Annotated in this window: 16 protein-coding genes; 12 read left to right on the top strand and 4 right to left on the bottom strand. The window is 40.4% G+C overall.

The features are described 5' to 3' along the window. Positions 1–66: 66 nt before the first annotated feature. Positions 67–1,068 (top strand): tRNA (adenosine(37)-N6)-threonylcarbamoyltransferase complex transferase subunit TsaD, encoded by a 1,002-nt coding sequence (tsaD, locus tag B2107_RS11635; protein WP_293955793.1) that lies wholly within the window; start codon positions 67–69, stop codon positions 1,066–1,068. Positions 1,069–1,136: 68 nt separating this feature from the next. On the opposite strand, the gene B2107_RS11630 is transcribed toward tsaD, so the two are convergent. Further along, positions 1,137–1,958 (bottom strand): hypothetical protein, encoded by an 822-nt coding sequence (locus B2107_RS11630; protein WP_293955792.1) that lies wholly within the window; start codon positions 1,956–1,958, stop codon positions 1,137–1,139. 72 nt (positions 1,959–2,030) lie between these two features. Between B2107_RS11630 and B2107_RS11625 the strand changes: the two genes are divergently transcribed. Beyond that, positions 2,031–2,939 carry an energy transducer TonB gene (locus B2107_RS11625; protein ID WP_293955791.1) on the top strand — a complete coding sequence of 303 codons (909 nt, stop codon included), beginning with the start codon at positions 2,031–2,033 and terminating at the stop codon, positions 2,937–2,939. Positions 2,940–3,038: 99 nt separating this feature from the next. Beyond that, positions 3,039–3,575 (top strand): hypothetical protein, encoded by a 537-nt coding sequence (locus B2107_RS11620; RefSeq protein ID WP_293955790.1) that lies wholly within the window; start codon positions 3,039–3,041, stop codon positions 3,573–3,575. An 84-nt stretch (positions 3,576–3,659) separates the two neighbouring features. On the opposite strand, the gene B2107_RS11615 is transcribed toward B2107_RS11620, so the two are convergent. The 3 genes from B2107_RS11615 to B2107_RS11605 all read right to left on the bottom strand — a co-directional run bounded on the left by B2107_RS11615 (position 3,660) and on the right by B2107_RS11605 (position 7,094). Further along, on the bottom strand, positions 3,660–5,048 hold the full coding sequence (locus B2107_RS11615; protein ID WP_293955789.1) for a LutB/LldF family L-lactate oxidation iron-sulfur protein: 1,389 nt from the start codon (positions 5,046–5,048) through the stop codon (positions 3,660–3,662). Positions 5,049–5,144: 96 nt separating this feature from the next. After that, positions 5,145–6,896, bottom strand: coding sequence for an aspartate--tRNA ligase (gene aspS / locus B2107_RS11610; RefSeq protein WP_293955788.1), 1,752 nt, complete (start codon positions 6,894–6,896; stop codon positions 5,145–5,147). A 39-nt stretch (positions 6,897–6,935) separates the two neighbouring features. After that, positions 6,936–7,094 carry a hypothetical protein gene (locus B2107_RS11605; protein ID WP_293955787.1) on the bottom strand — a complete coding sequence of 53 codons (159 nt, stop codon included), beginning with the start codon at positions 7,092–7,094 and terminating at the stop codon, positions 6,936–6,938. Between the two features lie 236 nt (positions 7,095–7,330). Between B2107_RS11605 and mraZ the strand changes: the two genes are divergently transcribed. Genes mraZ through murG form a run of 9 tightly spaced genes read left to right on the top strand, consistent with a single transcriptional unit; the run spans position 7,331 to position 17,697 of the window. Further along, positions 7,331–7,792 (top strand): division/cell wall cluster transcriptional repressor MraZ, encoded by a 462-nt coding sequence (mraZ, locus tag B2107_RS11600; protein WP_070564930.1) that lies wholly within the window; start codon positions 7,331–7,333, stop codon positions 7,790–7,792. A 4-nt stretch (positions 7,793–7,796) separates the two neighbouring features. Next, positions 7,797–8,711 carry a 16S rRNA (cytosine(1402)-N(4))-methyltransferase RsmH gene (gene rsmH, locus B2107_RS11595; protein ID WP_293955786.1) on the top strand — a complete coding sequence of 305 codons (915 nt, stop codon included), beginning with the start codon at positions 7,797–7,799 and terminating at the stop codon, positions 8,709–8,711. Positions 8,712–8,726: 15 nt separating this feature from the next. Beyond that, positions 8,727–9,140, top strand: a complete 414-nt coding sequence (locus B2107_RS11590) for an FtsL-like putative cell division protein (RefSeq protein ID WP_293955785.1) — start codon at positions 8,727–8,729, stop codon at positions 9,138–9,140. Positions 9,141–9,148: 8 nt separating this feature from the next. After that, entirely contained in the window at positions 9,149–11,266 is a 2,118-nt protein-coding gene (locus B2107_RS11585; protein WP_293955784.1) for a penicillin-binding protein, read from the top strand. Continuing rightward, positions 11,266–12,726 carry a UDP-N-acetylmuramoyl-L-alanyl-D-glutamate--2,6-diaminopimelate ligase gene (locus B2107_RS11580; RefSeq protein WP_293955783.1) on the top strand — a complete coding sequence of 487 codons (1,461 nt, stop codon included), beginning with the start codon at positions 11,266–11,268 and terminating at the stop codon, positions 12,724–12,726. Before B2107_RS11585 ends, B2107_RS11580 begins: the two co-directional genes overlap by 1 nt. A gap of 4 nt (positions 12,727–12,730) precedes the next feature. Beyond that, positions 12,731–13,975, top strand: a complete 1,245-nt coding sequence (gene mraY / locus B2107_RS11575) for a phospho-N-acetylmuramoyl-pentapeptide-transferase (RefSeq protein ID WP_293955782.1) — start codon at positions 12,731–12,733, stop codon at positions 13,973–13,975. Positions 13,976–13,977: 2 nt separating this feature from the next. After that, positions 13,978–15,351 (top strand): UDP-N-acetylmuramoyl-L-alanine--D-glutamate ligase, encoded by a 1,374-nt coding sequence (murD, locus tag B2107_RS11570; protein WP_293955810.1) that lies wholly within the window; start codon positions 13,978–13,980, stop codon positions 15,349–15,351. Between the two features lie 29 nt (positions 15,352–15,380). After that, entirely contained in the window at positions 15,381–16,580 is a 1,200-nt protein-coding gene (locus tag B2107_RS11565; RefSeq protein WP_075991285.1) for an FtsW/RodA/SpoVE family cell cycle protein, read from the top strand. Between the two features lie 13 nt (positions 16,581–16,593). Beyond that, entirely contained in the window at positions 16,594–17,697 is a 1,104-nt protein-coding gene (gene murG / locus B2107_RS11560) for an undecaprenyldiphospho-muramoylpentapeptide beta-N-acetylglucosaminyltransferase (protein WP_293955781.1), read from the top strand. Positions 17,698–17,706: the final 9 nt, after the last annotated feature.

Here is a 17,706-nt window from a genome sequence, read left to right as displayed (position 1 = left end):
AGGACTATTGATACTATTTTAATTATTTTTTTGATACTTTTGTATTAAAATTTATTACCTCCAGCTATGGCTATTATTTTAGGGATCGAGTCCTCTTGTGATGAAACCTCCGCTTCTATTTGTATAAACGGTGAAATCCGCTCAAATGTTATCGCCACTCAGGCAATCCACGCAAAATATGGTGGAGTAGTTCCCGAGTTGGCCTCTCGCGCTCATCAACAAAATATTATTCCAACAGTGGACGAAGCCATTCGCCAAGCAAAAGTAAGCAAAAATCAAATAGATGCAGTGAGTTTTACACGTGGGCCGGGATTATTAGGTGCACTTTTGGTAGGAACGTCTTTTGCTAAGTCATTTGCACTAGCGCAAAATATACCCTTAATTGATATAAACCATATGCAGGCGCATATTTTAGCTCATTTTATTGAAGATCCGAAGCCAAACTTTCCTTTTTTATGTCTTACAGTTTCCGGTGGTCATACACAAATTGTATTGGTGAAAGATTATTTTGAAATGGAACTTTTGGGGGAGACGTTGGATGACGCAGCGGGGGAGGCTTTTGATAAGACAGCTAAAATCTTAAATCTTCCTTATCCGGGTGGACCGCTTATAGATAAATATGCTAAAGATGGAAATCCGAACGCTTATAGGCTTCCTGAACCACAGATCCCTGGTTTAAATTTTAGTTTTTCAGGATTGAAAACCGCAATACTCTATTTGGTTCAAGACCAATTGAAGCTGAATCCAGATTTTCTGACAGACAATATAGCCGACTTGTGTGCCAGTGTACAATCGCGTATTGTATCTATTCTGTTGAATAAATTAAAGAAAGTGGCAAAGGAAATTGGTGTAAAGGATATCGCTATCGCAGGTGGCGTTTCGGCTAATTCTGGTCTCCGACACAGCTTGATTGAAATGGGTGAAAAATACAATTGGAGGGTCTTCATACCAAAATTTGAATATTGTACTGATAATGCAGCGATGATTGCGATTGCGGGTTACCATAAATTTTTAAAGAAAGATTTTGTGGGTCAGGATGTGGCTCCTATGGCTAGAATGCATCTATAATCAAGTAGGTTTTTCAAGTTTCCCACGGCAATTTCGTTGTGCTTGGGAAACTTAGCAGAGTTACTAGTTTACAATGGCGAGCTATATCCATAGGCTTGTGCCGCCGAAGTAAATACGTTTTTCTTAGGCTGGTAGAAATTCAGTTCATAACCTTCAGCTCCCCAAAAGATACTGATAAAACCAATTCCTTGCTTAGAGCGCAATACTGTTAGTATTTGAAAAGCCTCGTTATCAAACTGACCGCCGTCATCAACACGCCAAGTGCTGATATCATCGTATAAAGCCGGGAAATCCAAATTGATCAGCTGTTCATCCTTTGCGTAGGAAAATACAGCTAAAGCAGAGTCTTGTTGATTTTCAAACACGGTAAGGTTAAACTCGGACTCGTCGCTAAGGGTGGCAACAGTTGTACTTTTGTTAATCTTTCTGTTGTATTTTTTTTCAAGTTGCTCCCTAATATTTGGGGAAGTTTCTCTTTGAACTTGTGTAAACTTCTCGATCTTATACTGATCTATAAAAGCTTTGTTGACAAGCATACCAAATTCGCCGGATTTAATTGCAGCGCTAATTTTAAATAATGAACCTTCACTATTTGCAAAGTTCTGTGCGGTCTGTCTACCGTTGCTCTCCTTACTATCTGTTTTATTTTGAACAAACTCAAGGGGGCTGACTTGGTTTTCTACAATAACATAATTATATTTTTCGGGACTTTCCATTGCTTGATCCATCGGAAGAGCGATAAGTGAGTCCCTCTGCTGGTTTAAAAAACCAAAATAGGGTGAAATTCTTTCTTCCGTATTTTCATGCTTAACTGCAGTCTTGGATTGATGTTGATTGTTGCCACAAGCATATAATGTAAGTAGAAAAATAGCTAAAAAAAATGACTTCATAAGCATCTATATTTTTTTTGTGAAATATAAGGCTTTCGCGCATCATAATGAAAAGATTTAAACTTTAATGTTATGATGAACTCTAAATTGAATATCTACCGCAAAGAATGGCTGGACGTTATTTTTGCTGGTCGTAACAAAATGTATGGTGCTTACGAGTTGCGAAATCTCTCTGATAAAGCAACAAATGTAGGTTTAGGAATTGTTGTTTCTTTTGCAGTTTTGCTGATAGGAGGATCCTATGCCTATAATACATATTTTAAGCAAACTGTTCCAGCCGTGATTTATACGGTAAAAGATATCGGACCCGACATGCTGGAAGAAATTCAAAAAAAGGTAGAGGAAAAAGAGGCGGTTCCTGAAGAAGCGGTAACGATGCATGAGAAAGCCCCGCAGCAGGTTGCCCAAGATGTATCCAAATTTGATCTGGTGAGAATGCCTGATATAAAAGTGGCCAAAGCCAATCAAGTTACGGAAGAACTTGTGCGTCAGGATGAGCTGAAGAATCCCAATACAATGACTTCAAGGATTACATTGAAAGCAAGTCCATCAGGAACGTACATTGCGCGCGGTGAATTTGGTTCTTCGAAAAGAGATGGTGATATTACTGGCTACGGGATTGGTTCGGTATCCAGCGGTGGAACCAATGGTGATGCTAACAATACATTTACATCGGTGGAGATTATGCCAATACCTATAGGAGGGTTACCCGCGTTTATGAAATGGATTGCCGAGAATTATAGCTTTCCGCAAGAGGCTTTAGATCAGGGGGTATCTGGTATTATAGAGGTTTCTTTTGTCGTTGAGAAAGATGGGTCATTAACAGATATTGTTGTCAAACGTGACATGAAATTTGGTACTGGGGAGGCTGCTATAAACTTATTGAAGAAGGCGAAAAAATGGAAGCCTGGGGTACAGAATGGACTTAAAGTACGTGTGGCGTATACGTTACCGATCCGTTTAAGTGCTGTAAGCCAATAAGCTTTTCTTAACTTTATTTAACAAATCATCAATTAAACTTTTGATAGCCGATATCGCTCTTACTAATAAATAAGTTGAAAAAGAGTACTTATTAAAAAAATGATTGTTGGTTTTAAAAAAAATAAAGAAATGAAAAAATTGATGTTAAGTTTGGCTCTATCTGGATTGATGTTAGCCGGTTTCGCTCAAGAAAAAAAAGATGTTAAACCAGAATTAAAAGAAATGCAAACTTCATTGCATAAACATAGAGGTGGAAGGATGCAAGATGGTTTTAAAAATAAAACTCCTGAGGAAGTAGCTAAGATGAAAACTGATCGCATGGATCAGAAGCTAAAATTTACAGATAAACAGCGTAAAGATATCTATGCCTTTAATTTGAAGCAAGCACAGGATCATCAGAAAATGGCCGCTGAACGGAAGGAACATCGTGCAAAAATGAGAAAGCAACGTTTGGCGGAGCATGAAAAAATGATGGGAATGTTAACCCCAGAGCAGCAAAAAACGTTAAAAGATTCTTATGCTGAAAATCGAAAAATGCACAAAGAGCATTGGAAAAAAGACAGACAGCTCAAAAGAAAAGACTTTAGAAAAGGAGAAGTGAATAAAACAAATGACGCCGATGTAAAAGCATCATAAACATTAAAAAAGGTTAGTTTTCATATTAAATATTGGTGAGTGTTAGTAGAGGAGGGAACCATCGGTTCCCTCTTTCTTGTTTTATTATTCTTTATTTTTTTGATGTTCTTTCCACTGTTTGGAGAACGATTTGTCAGCCAATTTTGGTAACTCCCGTTGATCACCCCAAGTTTTCTGAAAGAGTTTTCGGATGAAAAAATTTTTGAATTTTCCACCGAAAAAATCGACCAATTTTCTTCGCATAATTCCATAAGTGAACCACTGCCAAGCTTTTTCCTCCGTTTTTGAAGCTAGACCTTGATCAACTGAATCTTTTCTGTTCACAAGGAGCATGCGTTGTATGTCAATACCAACCGGACAGACCTCAGTACATTTTCCACAGAGTGTAGACGCGTAGCTCAGGTGTTTAAATTCCTTCATTCCATTTAGATGCGGCGATATGAGCGATCCAATTGGGCCTTGATAAGTTGTTTCATAAGTATGGCCGCCGATGTTCTGATAGATTGGGCATACATTGAGGCAGGCTCCGCAACGGATGCAATACAAGCCTTGACGCTGTTCTTTTTCAGCAAGCAGTTTGCTTCGGCCATTGTCTAGCAGAATGACATACATCTCTTCGGGACCGTCGGATTCGTAAGCTTGTTTAGGCCCTGTAAGTAGTGTATTGTAAACCGTTAAATTCTGACCAGTACCGTGTGTAGATAAAAGCGGCCAAAATAGGTCTAAGTCCTGTAAGTTGGGTATTATTTTCTCTATTCCAACTACAGCGATATGTGTTTTGGGGAACGTCGATGTCAATCGGGCATTTCCTTCATTTTCGGTAATCGCTAGGCTGCCAGTTTCAGCAATCAGAAAATTGGCCCCAGTAATTCCGACTTCAGCTGATAAGTAGCGATCACGAAGTAATTCACGCGCTTTCATCGTCAGTTGTTCTGCGGAAGCATCTAATGGGGTATCAAATTTCTCATGAAAAAGCTTGGCAATATCTTCCAGGCTCAAGTGCATGGCTGGGGTAACAAAATGATAGGGTTTTTGATCGAGCAGCTGAATAATATATTCCCCTAGATCGGTTTCTATTGCATCAATATTTTTGGAAGCCAGAAAATGATTGAGCTCAATCTCTTCTGTTGCCATCGATTTGGACTTGACTACAGACTTTGCCTTTTTACGCTGAATAATTGTATAGATCTCTTCCAGTGCTTCTGTGGCGTCGTTTGCCCAGATGACTTTTCCACCTCGTGCAGTGAAATTTGCTTCAAACTGCAACAGATAATGGTCGAGATTTTCCATAACCTTCCACTTGATCAAATTGGCTTTTATCTTGCTATTTTCAAGATTTGCAAATTTGCTCTTGCCTTTTTCGAAAGCCATGCTGTATTTGTCGATATTGTAATTGATAATATCGCGGTGTTTGGTATCAAATGCTTTTCGTGCACTTTCCTCAATAAATGCATTAGCGGTACTCTCTGCCATCTAATCTGCTAATTTTTCACAAAAAAAGTTGGTAAAAATTACCAACTTTTAAATATACTGTTAATAAATTGTTTCTCGAAAACCGAGTTACATAATTTATGAATTTATCGCAATATTTAAGTTGAGTTCATCCAGCTGCTCTTGGTGAATGGTTGACGGAGCGTCAATCATAACATCTCTTCCCGAATTATTTTTTGGGAAGGCGATGACGTCGCGGATAGAGTCTAAGCCTGCCAATAAGGATACTAGTCGGTCAAAGCCAAAAGCCAATCCGCCATGTGGGGGAGCACCAAATGTAAAGGCCTCCATTAAGAATCCAAATTGTTTTTTTGCATCTTCGGAGCTGAATCCTAAATGTTTGAACATGAGCGATTGAAGTTCTCTGTCGTGGATACGGATTGAACCACCACCTACTTCTACGCCATTTAATACAAAGTCATAAGCATTTGCCCTTACTTCTCCGGGGTTGGTATCTAAAAGCGGTATATCTTCCGGTTTTGGTGAAGTGAACGGGTGGTGCATGGCGTGGTAACGACCGTTTTCTTCGTCCCATTCCAATAGCGGGAAGTCAACGACCCATAATGGAGCAAAGGTTTCTTTGTTACGAAAACCGAGTTGTGACGCAACTTCAAGGCGTAATTCATTGAGTTGTTTGCGAACTTTATCTGTTCCTCCTGCCATAATTAGTAAAAGATCGCCCGGTTTCGCGTGGAACGCTGTCGCGATTGCACTAAGTTGTTCTGGGGTGAAGAATTTATCCACAGAGGACTTGACTGAACCATCTTCATTAACACGCGCATAGACCAATCCGGTTGCGCCGATTTGTGGACGTTTGATGAAATCTGTCAGTGCATCCAATTGTTTTCTGGTGTAATGAGCACAGTTTTCAGCATTTATTCCCACCACTAATTCCGCGGCATCAAATACGGGGAAACCTTTTCCTTTGGCAACATCGTTTAGTTCGACAAACTGCATTCCGAAACGGATATCCGGTTTGTCGGATCCGTAGAGACGCATCGCGTCTGCGTAAGTCATACGGGGAACAGTACCTAGGTCGATCCCCTTGATTGTTTTGAATATGTGTTTTGCAAGCCCTTCGAAGATATTTAGAACATCTTCTTGCTCCACAAACGACATTTCGCAATCTATTTGTGTAAATTCTGGTTGGCGATCTGCACGTAGATCTTCATCACGGAAGCATTTTACAATCTGAAAATAGCGGTCAAAACCTGAGACCATCAAGAGTTGCTTAAAGGTTTGAGGTGATTGTGGTAACGCATAAAACTCTCCTGGATTCATCCGAGAAGGGACTACAAAATCACGTGCTCCCTCTGGAGTTGATTTAATTAGATAAGGGGTTTCAACTTCCAAAAAATTTTGGGAGTCAAGATAACGGCGAATTTCTTGTGAAGTTTTATGGCGTAAAATAAGGTTTTCGCGCACGGGGTTACGGCGTAAATCCAAGTATCTATACTTCATTCGAATATCATCGCCACCATCTGTTTCATCTTCTATTGTAAATGGGGGTAATTTTGCGGCATTTAGTATTTCAAGATTTAAAACCTTGATTTCAATATCTCCAGTGGGGATTTTAGCATTTTTATTAGAGCGTTCGATAACCTCTCCAGTTACCTTGATGACATATTCTCTTCCGAGTTCGCGGGCACTGGCGCGTAAAGACGCATCATCATCTGCATTGAACGTTAATTGTGTGATACCATATCGGTCTCTAACATCGATGAAAGTCATACCGCCTAAATCGCGGGATTTTTGAACCCATCCACTTAGGGTAACCGTCTTCCCTAAGTCAGCTAGTGTCAATTCGCCACAAGTGTGTGTTCTGTGCATATCGTTATGAAAATTATATTTGACGCAAAATTATTGGTTTTACTCGACAATAACGAATTCTGCTTGGGTTATTTGAATAGCCTCCTCCCACTTTCTTCCACAATGCTCTTTCGTCTTTTTTATGGCTCCCACTTTATCTTCTTTTACTAAAAAAATGGTCGAAATTAAGTGGATAGGCCCAAGATTTTTACAATTCATTTCAAATTTATTAGAGAAAAGTATGGACAATAAACTGTGCTATAACATGGGGTATTTATAAGTTAATATGGATTTAACTGCTTGTAAATTAGGTTTTGCAGCATTTTTCTTTCAAAGAAGATTTTGTCTGTTGTAGCTATTTATTGATGTGGAAAACTTTTTTATGTTATAAAGTGGGGGAAAGTGGGAGAAAGTGTATACTTTTACATTTAAATTAGAATAGGATAATTGACGATATGACTCAGTTGATCGGAGAATTCGAATGCAAGCTAGACGCCAAAGGAAGGATGGTGTTGCCAGCTGCGCTCAAGAGGCAAATGCCTCATGTAGAGCGGGATGGTCTTGTTGTGAATCGCGGTTTTGAGAAACATCTGGTATTTTATCCAAGAGAAGAGTGGGATTTGATGACGGCTAAGCTGGCGAAATTGAATCAATTCGATCCTAAAGTACGGGCGTTTGTGCGTGCTTTTACGCGTGGCGCTACGGAATTAACGTTGGATGCTGCGGGGCGTGTTTTGTTACCAAAAAGTTTGTTGGAATTTGCTGGCATAAGCACTGAATTGGTTTTGGCTTGTCAGTTTAATAAGATTGAGGTTTGGTCAAAAGAAGGATATGAGGAATTGATGGGTGATGGCGGAGTAGAGGATATATCATCTTTGGCGGCAGAGGTAATGGGGGATATTAATTTTGGACTATAAGCGTATGGAAAATGTCTATCATGTTCCGGTTATGTTACAAGAGTGCATGGATGCTTTGGCGATTAAGCCGAATGGCATATATGTGGATGTGACTTTTGGTGGTGGTGGTCATTCTCGAGAGATTTTAAAGAGATTGGGGCCAGAAGGGAAGTTATTTGCTTTTGATCAGGATCCGGATGCATTGAAGAATGCGATCGACGACCCTCGCTTTACATTGATACATCAGAACTTTAGGTTTTTAAAAAATAGTCTTCGTTTGGAAGGTGTGCGTTCAGTAGACGGGATTTTGGCAGATTTAGGTGTTTCTTCGCATCAATTTGATGCGGCTGATCGTGGGTTTTCTATTCGCTTTGACGCGGATCTGGATATGCGTATGGATCAAGTTGGTGATTTAGATGCGAAGTCGCTTTTGGCGACCTATTCGGAGGAGGATCTTCACCGCATTTTTGGGATGTATGGTGAAATCATGAATGCTAAGTCGCTTGCAAAAACAATTGTTACTGCGCGTTTAGCGCAACCGATCCAGACTGTTGCCGAATTGAAAGAGGTAATTCAACGGATGGTTCCGAAAGGTAAAGAACATAAGTATCATGCGCAGGTTTTTCAGGCGCTTCGTATAGAAGTGAATCGCGAGCTGGAAGCCTTACAGGAATTTTTGTTGCAAACAGTTGATGTGCTACATGTTGAAGGTCGATTGGCGGTGATGTCCTATCATTCTTTGGAGGATCGTTTGGTTAAAAATTTTATGGCTAAAGGTAAGTTTAAAGGAGAGGTTGAGAAAGATTTTTTTGGAAATGAAATTAAGCCATTTCTTGTGGTTAGCCGTAAAGCGATTACGGCTTCTGCGGAGGAGCTGGCTTTAAATAATAGATCGCGCAGTGCGAAACTGCGTATTGCTGAAAAGTTGGGTGTGTCTTAAAAATGGAGCGAGAGGATGAGCAGAAATACCATAAGACAGAAAGAGTTGAGCGAAGAGGTTCAAGAGGAACTGCAAGAAACTGTCGAAGAAAAGGCCGAACAAACAGAAGCGTTTATTAAAACGCTTTTTACCGTTGGAGACCTATCGTTAAACAGAATATTGCATTACTTGCCATTTGGAGCGTTTATAGCCTTTCTGATGATGTTGTATATTTCCAATCGTCATTTTGCCGAGCGAACTATTCGGAGTATCGATAAAGTGAGTAAAGAGGTGAAAGAATTGGGGTGGGATCATAAGTCTCTTTCCGCTGAACTGATGAAAATGTCTACACAAACAGAAATTGCTAAGCGTGTAGATTCTTTGGGTTTGAAAGAGCGAGTGGAACCACCGATCAAGATCGAAGTTATAGAGAATAAAGAAGATAAATAGGAAGAGTTATGAGTATCAGAAATACGATTCTTGTTCGTGTCTACTTTGCTTTTGGGCTTATCGTGTTGCTTGCGTTTTTGGTGTTTGGAAAAATGGCAAAGTTGCAGTATGTCGATGGACAGCATTGGAAAGCTCTAGCGGATAGCCTTTCTATTCAGGAACGGGAGGTGGAAGCTGCTCGTGGGAATATTTATTCAAACGACGGGAGTTTGCTGGCTACTTCAGTGCCTGAGTATGAGCTTCGTTTCGACGCCATGGCTATTCCAGAAGAGGATGAAGAGTATTTCAACTTAAAAGTTGACTCCTTGGCGATTAAGCTTGCTGATTTCTTTAAAGATAAATCATCTCGGCAGTATTTGACATTATTAAAACAAGCACGGAATAAAAAGCAACGCTATTTGCTGCTTAAACGTAATGTATCGCATCAGGATTTGAAAAGAGTAAAGCAATTTCCACTGCTTAAATCTGCTCGCGTCAATAAGGAGCGTTTTCCAAGTTGTTTGATTACAGATCGCCAAAACAAACGTATTTTGCCTTTTGTCAATCTTGCTGCTAGAACCATCGGTTATAAAAACGTGAAAGAAAATATTCATGTTGGACTGGAAGGTGCATATGGAGAATATATCGACGGAAAAAGTGGGAAAAGATTGATGCAGCGCATCGCAGGAGGTGTATGGATTCCTGTTAACAAAGATATCGAAGTTGCTCCAGTTGATGGGTCTGATATTATCTCTACCATTGATGTAAATATGCAAGATATGGCGCAAAGGGCGCTAGAGAAGCAGATGATTACGAGTAATGCAGATGAAGGTTGTGTTGTGATGATGGAGGTGAAAACAGGGGAGGTGCGTGCGGTGGCCAACTTTATGCGCGATAAAGATGGGGTCTATCGTGAAAAGTTCAATCTTGCCATTGCGCAAAGTGCAGATCCGGGGTCAACGTTTAAGCTAGCTTCTTATCTAGCTTTGATTGATGATAAAAAAATTGACTCGAGTACAACTGTAAATATTGGTAATGGTAACTGGCCAATTTACAAACATACCATTCGTGATTCACATGCGCCCAAGAAGTCGGTAATTTCGGCTAAAAGAGCTTTTGAGGAATCGTCGAATGTGGGGGTTACTAAATTTGTTTACCAAGCGTATAAAGATAATCCAGACCAATTTACCTCGAAGCTGCATTCTTTCGGTTTCGGGAAAACACTAGGTCTGCAGATTCCGGGAGAAGGAGTACCTCTGGTAAAATCGTCGAAGAGCAAGAGCTGGAGTGGATTGTCTTTGGTGCAGATGGCTTATGGCTATGAAATGAAGATTACCCCGTTGCAAACGTTGACATTTTATAATGCTGTTGCAAATAACGGTAAATTGATAGCGCCACTTTTTGTTAAGGAAATTCGGCATTTGGGGAATACGATTCAAACGTTTAAGGCTAAAGTCCTCAATGAAAAGATAGCTTCAGACCATGCTTTATCAGAAGTGAGGGGAATGATGGAAGGGGTGATGACTGAAGGGACAGGTAAAAGCGTAGCGAGCCCGCTGTATAGTTCTGGTGGAAAAACTGGTACTGCCCAGATGGCAGATGGTTCGAGAGGATATGGTGCACGACGCTACCAATCTTCCTTTGCAGGGTACTTTCCAGCTGAGGATCCGAAATATTCCATTATTGTGGTGATCCGTAACCCGAGAAATGGATATTATGGTGGATCAGTTGCAGGGCCTGTATTTAAAGAGCTTGCCGATATGGTGTACGCGAACGATATGGAGATGAAAGGAAAAAAGACGTTTAAAGCGGTCAATGTAGGTGGAAGAATGCCGTTGACTTTACAAGGGTCGAGAGAAGCGAGTAAAAAAGTGTACGATAGGTTGGGAATTAATACGGTGAATTGGGATACAATTGCGCGGGGAGAAGTGGATACATCTACGCGGGGAGTGCCGTTTGTAGACTTGAAATATAGAGAAGGAATTGTTCCGAATGTTGTTGGAATGGGATTGATGGATGCCCTATATGTGGTAGAAAACGCAGGCTTTAAAGCACACGTGACTGGAAAAGGGAGAGTGGGAATACAGTCACTCGTAGCTGGGCAGAAACTGCCTTTTGGGACGGCGATAAATTTAGAACTTAAGTAATGATGGATTTAAAAAAAGTATTGCATGCTATCCCTGTACAACAGGTTGTAGGAAACCTTGAAGAGGTTGATGTGCACTCTTTGTGCTTTGATTCCAGAAAAGTGGAGTTGGGAAGTTTGTTTATCGCAGTGCGTGGTGTTCAGACAGATGGTCACTTATATATAGACAAGGCAATTACTTCGGGAGCAAGAGCCGTTATTGTCGAGGAGTTGCCAAATGATATATTAGACTCTGTAGCGTATATTTTAGTCGCCGATTCTGCTTATGCATTAGGTGTAGCCGCAGCTAATTTTTACGGAAATCCTTCGGAACAACTCAAGCTGGTCGGTGTCACGGGCACAAATGGTAAAACGACAGTTGCTACCTTGTTGTTTCAGTTGTTTACTGAATTGGGGTACCATGTGGGGCTTTTATCTACCGTGCAAAATCAGATTGGAACAAAGATTATACCTGCAACGCATACCACCCCAGATCCTATTCAACTGAATCAGTTGCTGCATGATATGGTTAATGATGGCTGTGATTATGCCTTTATGGAGGTTAGCTCACACGCTGTAGTTCAGGAACGTATCGCAGGTTTAGTGTTTGCGGGTGCTATATTCACGAATATTACGCATGATCACCTGGATTTTCATGGAACGTTCGATCATTATATTAAAGCAAAGAAGAAGTTTTTTGACGATTTAGATGCAAATGCTTTTGCTTTGACCAATGCGGATGATCGAAACGGTCAGGTCATGCTTCAAAATACGGTGGCACATCGGAAAAGCTACGGCTTACGTTCAGGTGCGGATTTTAAAGCAAAAGTTATTGAAAGCCATTTCGATGGTATGCTGATGAGTGTTGACGGACAGGAAGTGTGGGTAAAATTGACCGGTGATTTTAATGCATACAATCTTTTGGCGGTATATACTGCTGCGATCTTACTTGAGCAGGAAACGGTGAAAGTGTTGACTGCACTCAGTACGTTGAAAGGGGCAGAAGGAAGATTTGAAACACTGAAATCGGCTACGGGTATTTTTGGAATTGTAGACTATGCACACACGCCTGATGCTGTGGAAAATGTACTCAAAACGATCAGCGCCTTGAGACGTCCAGAGCAAAAAATCATTACGGTGTTAGGATGCGGTGGCGATCGGGATAAGACCAAAAGACCTGAAATGGCAGAGGCGGCTCTGCGTTATAGTGACCGTTTTTTAATTACATCTGATAATCCGCGGACGGAAGATCCTTATCAGATTATTAGAGATATCGAAGCTGGTGTGGCATCAGATCAAAAGGCGAAGACGCTTTCTATAGCGGATCGTAAGGAAGCGATAAGGGTGGCTTATCAGCTGGCGAATCCGGGCGATATTATCCTGGTGGCGGGAAAAGGACATGAGAAGTATCAAGATATAAATGGTGTGAAGCATCATTTCGATGATAAGGAAGTTTTAGAGAATACATTTAACGAAAAATAGAAATATGTTGTACCATCTTTTTACGTGGCTTAGTGAATACATTCATATACCAGGAGGAGGTTTGTTTCAGTACATCTCCTTCCGGACATCTATGGCTGTAATTGTTTCATTGATCATTACCACGGTTTTTGGGGGGAAATTGATTCAATTCTTACATAATAAGCAAGTTGGAGAAACAATTCGTGATTTGGGACTGGAAGGAGAAAAAAAGAAAGCTGGTACACCGACTATGGGTGGTATTATCATTATCGCAGGTATTCTTATTCCCACTTTATTATTTGCAAAATTGACGAATATCTATGTAATTATCATGATAGTAACCACATTATGGATGGGAGCAATTGGTTTTTTGGATGATTATATCAAGGTTTTTAAAAATAATAAAGAAGGTCTGGCCGGTAAGTTTAAGGTTGTTGGACAAGTTGGATTGGGAGCGATTATTGCTTGTACGATGTACTTTCATCCTGATATTGTTGTTCGAAAAGGAGTAGATAAACCTACTTCCACCAAACCCGTTGAAGTGGTTATCAACGAAGGTACTGGTGAGAAGACCTATGCAGAAAACGTCAAATCCTCGAAGACAAATATACCTTTTTATAAAAACAACGAGTTTGATTATGCCAAGGTGTTTAAGATGTTTGGATTGCAGAGTGACTATTTAACTTTTTTTGTTTTTTTAGTTGTGGTAATCTTCATCGTGACGGCTGTGTCAAACGGTGCGAATATAACGGATGGTATTGATGGTTTGGCCACGAGTACTTCAGCTATAATCGGTGTCACGCTAGCGATTCTAGCGTATGTGTCTGGTAACGTGATTTTTTCAGATTATCTCAATATCATGTATATCCCTAATTCGGGAGAACTCGTGATTTTCGCCGGAGCATTTGTAGGGGCTTGCGTTGGTTTCTTATGGTATAATACATTTCCTGCTCAAGTTTTTATGGGTGATACGGGAAGTTTGGCTATAGGAGGTATTATTGCTGCTTTCGCTATCCTGATCCGGAAAGAATTGTTGATTCCGATCTTGTGTGGTGTATTTCTTTTGGAAAACCTTTCGGTTATTCTTCAAGTGTCGTATTTCAAATACACGAAAAAGAAATATGGTGAGGGCAGAAGGATCTTCCTGATGTCGCCATTACATCACCATTTTCAGAAGAAGGGGTATCACGAAGCAAAAATCGTAACACGTTTTGTTATTGTAGGAATCATATTGGCCATTCTTACTATTGTAACATTGAAAATTAGATAATGATGTCAAACATTGCAACAACATATTATCCTCAATCTGGAAGTTTGGTCGTTTTAGGCGCAGGCGAAAGTGGCGTTGGAACGGCTATTCTCTCAAAAGAAAAAGGATTTGATGTATTTGTCTCAGATAAAGGGCTTATAGCGGATCATTATAAGGAACAGTTGAAAGCTGAGGGGATAGCATTTGAAGAAGGTAATCATGATGAGGAGCGTATATTAAATGCGGATTTGGTTGTGAAGAGTCCCGGTATTCCAGAGACGGTGCCTTTGGTTGTCGCATTGAAAGCAAAGAATATACCCGTGATTGCAGAAATTGAATTTGCGGCACAATATACCGACGCAAAGTTAATCTGTATTACAGGATCAAACGGAAAGTCTACGACGACGATGTTGACTTATGAAATGCTTAAGCACGGTGGCTTAAATGTTGGATTGGCCGGTAATATTGGAAAGAGCTTTGCGCTTCAGGTAGCTAAAGAACAATTTGATTGTTATGTACTGGAAATATCGAGCTTTATGCTGGACGATATGTACCATTTTAGAGCAGATGTTGCTGTTATATTGAATATTACGCCTGATCATTTGGATCGCTATGACCATAAAATGGAAAATTATGTGGATTCAAAATTCAGGATGATTCAGAATCAAACGGAGAAGGATTATTTTATATACTGTCTAGACGATCCAGAAACAATTAAAGGATTGGAAAGACATCGTAGTAAAGGGACTTATTTGCCTTTTACGCAAGAACAACTTGTCGAGTTGGGCGCTTATTTGAATGCCAATAAGACAATAATTATCAATACACCAAATAACGATACATTCACTATGAGAGCTGAGGAATTGTCATTGCAGGGGAAGCATAATATTTATAATAGCATGGCTTCCGGGCTAATCGCGAAAGTGCAGGAATTGAGAAATCAAGTGATGAAGGAGAGCATGGGGTCGTATGTGAACATTCCACATCGGCTTGAGCATGTGGCCTGTATCGGCGGTATAAATTACATTAACGATTCAAAGGCAACGAATGTCAATTCAGTTTGGTATGCTTTGGAAAGTTTCTCTACACCAATTGTATTGCTTTTGGGCGGTGTGGATAAAGGAAATGATTACAGTATGCTTGCTGATTTGGTGAAAAACAAAGTGCGCGCTATTGTCTGTCTGGGTAAAGATACTGCTGCAATTCATACGGCATTTGAACAAGATGTGGAGATTATTGTCAATAGCACCTCTATGCAAGATGCGGTGGTGTTGGCTTCGCATTTGGCGCAGAAAGGTGATACCGTATTGTTGTCCCCGGCATGTGCCAGTTTTGATTGGTTCAAGAACTATGAAGACCGTGGCGATAAATTTAAGGCTGCTGTCATGGAATTATAAAAGGTATAACCCAATAAAGGAGGAAGTATATGCTACAGAATATAATGTCTAAATTGAAGGGTGATCGATGGATATGGATCATTGTGATTATCTTATCGGGATGGTCACTTTTGGCTGTATACAGCTCGGTGGGTACGTTGGCGTATAAAGAAGGGAAGGGAACAGAAATGTATTTGCTAAAGCACTTTTCTATCATAGCTGTTGGGTTTATTCTCATGTATCTTTCTCATAAGCTGGATTATCGGTATTACGCTGGTATATCCAAAATTATGATGGGCATTACAATCCCTTTGTTGTTGTTTACGCTCTTATTTGGTAGTAAAGTTAATGAGGCCAGTCGTTGGTTGACCATACCCGGTATCGGTTTAACGTTTCAAACATCGGATTTGGCAAAATTGTCACTCATTGTCTTTCTTGCGCGGATGTTATCCCGGAAACAGGAAGAGATCAAAGATGTGAAAAAATCGTTCTTACCTATTATGGGATCGGTATGTGGTGTATTTATTTTGATCGCTCTGGCCAATTTATCCACCGCATTGATGCTGTTTGGTGTGAGTGTTTTATTGCTCTTGATCGGTCGGATTAGTTTTAAGCAAATCGCTATCGTCTGCTGTGGTGGTGGTATTCTTCTGATGATGGTTATCTTTTTTGGTCCACGTAGGGCAACCTATATCAGTCGGGTAAAATCTTTTTTTCATACTGAAAAGGTTGATAAAACGGTATCCTTCCAGGATGATAAAAATTATCAGGCAAACAATGCGAAAATTGCGATAGCAACGGGAGGGCTTTTTGGAAAAGGGCCGGGAAATAGTGTACAGCGTAACGTGTTGCCACATCCTTATTCCGATTTTATTTATGCGATCATCATTGAGGAGTATGGTACTGTAGGAGGAGTAATCTTACTATTTCTGTATTTGGCCTTTATGTATCGATGTATCCGTATTGTCACGATGAGTCCTAAAGCTTTCGGTACCTTTCTCGCTGCTGGTTTAGGATTTAGTTTGACTATCCAAGCTTTAGCGAATATGGCTGTTGCTGTAGGTTTAGGTCCGGTTACAGGAGTTCCGCTTCCGTTGGTTAGTATGGGAGGAACTTCTATTTTATTTACGAGCGTGGCGCTTGGAATAATTCTTAGCGTGAGCAGAAATATTGAAGAATTAAAAGGTAAAGAAGAGCTGGATGAAAAGCCTAAACCGAAAAAAGTGGTTATAGGATCAATTCCAGCATAATAAAAAATTGAGCATGGCAATTCGTGTAATTATTAGTGGAGGTGGAACCGGAGGACATATCTTTCCGGCGATTTCAATTGCAAATGCACTGAAGGCGATGGATCCTGCAAATGAAATTCTATTTGTAGGTGCTAATGGTCGGATGGAAATGGATAAAGTACCAGCTGCGGGATATCGTATTGTTGGACTTGATATCCAAGGGATCAATAGAAAGCAACTTTGGAAGAATATTTTTTTGCCGTTTAAGCTGATGAAAAGTTTGAATAAGGCGAAGAGTGTAATTAAAGAATTTAGACCTGATGTAGCCGTAGGCGTAGGAGGTTTTGCTTCGGGTCCATTGTTAATGATGGCGAATAAATTGGGTATACCAACAGTTGTGCAGGAACAAAATTCCTATGCAGGGGTGACCAATAAAAAAGTTGGGGCAAAGGCAGCAAAGATATGTGTCGCCTATGAGGGGATGGAGCAATTTTTTCCTGCTGAGAAAGTATTACTTACCGGGAACCCAATAAGACGCGAGTCCATTGCAATAGCGGGGAAAAGAGAAGAAGCTTTAACGTTCTTTGGGTTAGATCCACACAAAAAGACAATTTTGGTGCTCGGCGGTAGTTTGGGGGCTAAAACATTAAATGAAAGTGTCGTTGCTTACCTTAATGAGTTAAAGGGAGAGGACGTCCAAGTAATTTGGCAATGCGGTAGTTTCTACGTTGAAAAGTTACGGGAAGAGTTAACAGGTCAGCTGCCCGACAACATTAAGATGTTGGCCTTTTTACAGCGTATGGATTATGCGTATGCTGCAGCAGATTTAATTATTAGCCGCGCTGGAGCGGGTACGATTTCTGAGCTCTGTGTAGTCGGTAAGCCTGTTATTCTTGTGCCTTCACCTAATGTGGCCGAAGACCATCAGACCAAAAATGCAATGGCATTGGTCAATAAGGGGGCTGCGTTATTGGTTAAGGATAGTGATGCAAAAAAAGACTTGGTGCCTGCTGCTTTAACTTTATTGAAAGATGCAGATCATGTCGCACAATTAAGTGAAAATATTAAAAAACTCGGTAAGTTGAATGCTGACGTGCAGATTGCCGAGGAGGTGTATAAATTGGTAAATAAAAAATAGAGGAAGCGT

Source organism: Sphingobacterium sp. UBA7855, assembly GCA_002500745.1.
Taxonomy (GTDB): Bacteria; Bacteroidota; Bacteroidia; order Sphingobacteriales; family Sphingobacteriaceae; genus Sphingobacterium.
The sequence above is the reverse complement of the archived record's forward strand: the minus strand, read 5'-3'. Positions and strand labels throughout refer to the sequence as shown.

Bases quoted from the DNA above. Each gene is read 5' to 3' on its own strand.
- tsaD (WP_293955793.1), top strand. From the start codon at position 67: ATGGCTATTATTTTAGGGATCGAGTCCTCTTGTGATGAAACCTCCGCT.
- B2107_RS11630 (WP_293955792.1), bottom strand. From the start codon at position 1,958: ATGAAGTCATTTTTTTTAGCTATTTTTCTACTTACATTATATGCTTGT.
- B2107_RS11625 (WP_293955791.1), top strand. From the start codon at position 2,031: ATGATGAACTCTAAATTGAATATCTACCGCAAAGAATGGCTGGACGTT.
- B2107_RS11620 (WP_293955790.1), top strand. From the start codon at position 3,039: ATGATTGTTGGTTTTAAAAAAAATAAAGAAATGAAAAAATTGATGTTA.
- B2107_RS11615 (WP_293955789.1), bottom strand. From the start codon at position 5,048: ATGGCAGAGAGTACCGCTAATGCATTTATTGAGGAAAGTGCACGAAAA.
- aspS (WP_293955788.1), bottom strand. From the start codon at position 6,896: ATGCACAGAACACACACTTGTGGCGAATTGACACTAGCTGACTTAGGG.
- B2107_RS11605 (WP_293955787.1), bottom strand. From the start codon at position 7,094: ATGAATTGTAAAAATCTTGGGCCTATCCACTTAATTTCGACCATTTTT.
- mraZ (WP_070564930.1), top strand. From the start codon at position 7,331: ATGACTCAGTTGATCGGAGAATTCGAATGCAAGCTAGACGCCAAAGGA.
- rsmH (WP_293955786.1), top strand. From the start codon at position 7,797: ATGGAAAATGTCTATCATGTTCCGGTTATGTTACAAGAGTGCATGGAT.
- B2107_RS11590 (WP_293955785.1), top strand. From the start codon at position 8,727: ATGAGCAGAAATACCATAAGACAGAAAGAGTTGAGCGAAGAGGTTCAA.
- B2107_RS11585 (WP_293955784.1), top strand. From the start codon at position 9,149: ATGAGTATCAGAAATACGATTCTTGTTCGTGTCTACTTTGCTTTTGGG.
- B2107_RS11580 (WP_293955783.1), top strand. From the start codon at position 11,266: ATGATGGATTTAAAAAAAGTATTGCATGCTATCCCTGTACAACAGGTT.
- mraY (WP_293955782.1), top strand. From the start codon at position 12,731: ATGTTGTACCATCTTTTTACGTGGCTTAGTGAATACATTCATATACCA.
- murD (WP_293955810.1), top strand. From the start codon at position 13,978: ATGTCAAACATTGCAACAACATATTATCCTCAATCTGGAAGTTTGGTC.
- B2107_RS11565 (WP_075991285.1), top strand. From the start codon at position 15,381: ATGCTACAGAATATAATGTCTAAATTGAAGGGTGATCGATGGATATGG.
- murG (WP_293955781.1), top strand. From the start codon at position 16,594: ATGGCAATTCGTGTAATTATTAGTGGAGGTGGAACCGGAGGACATATC.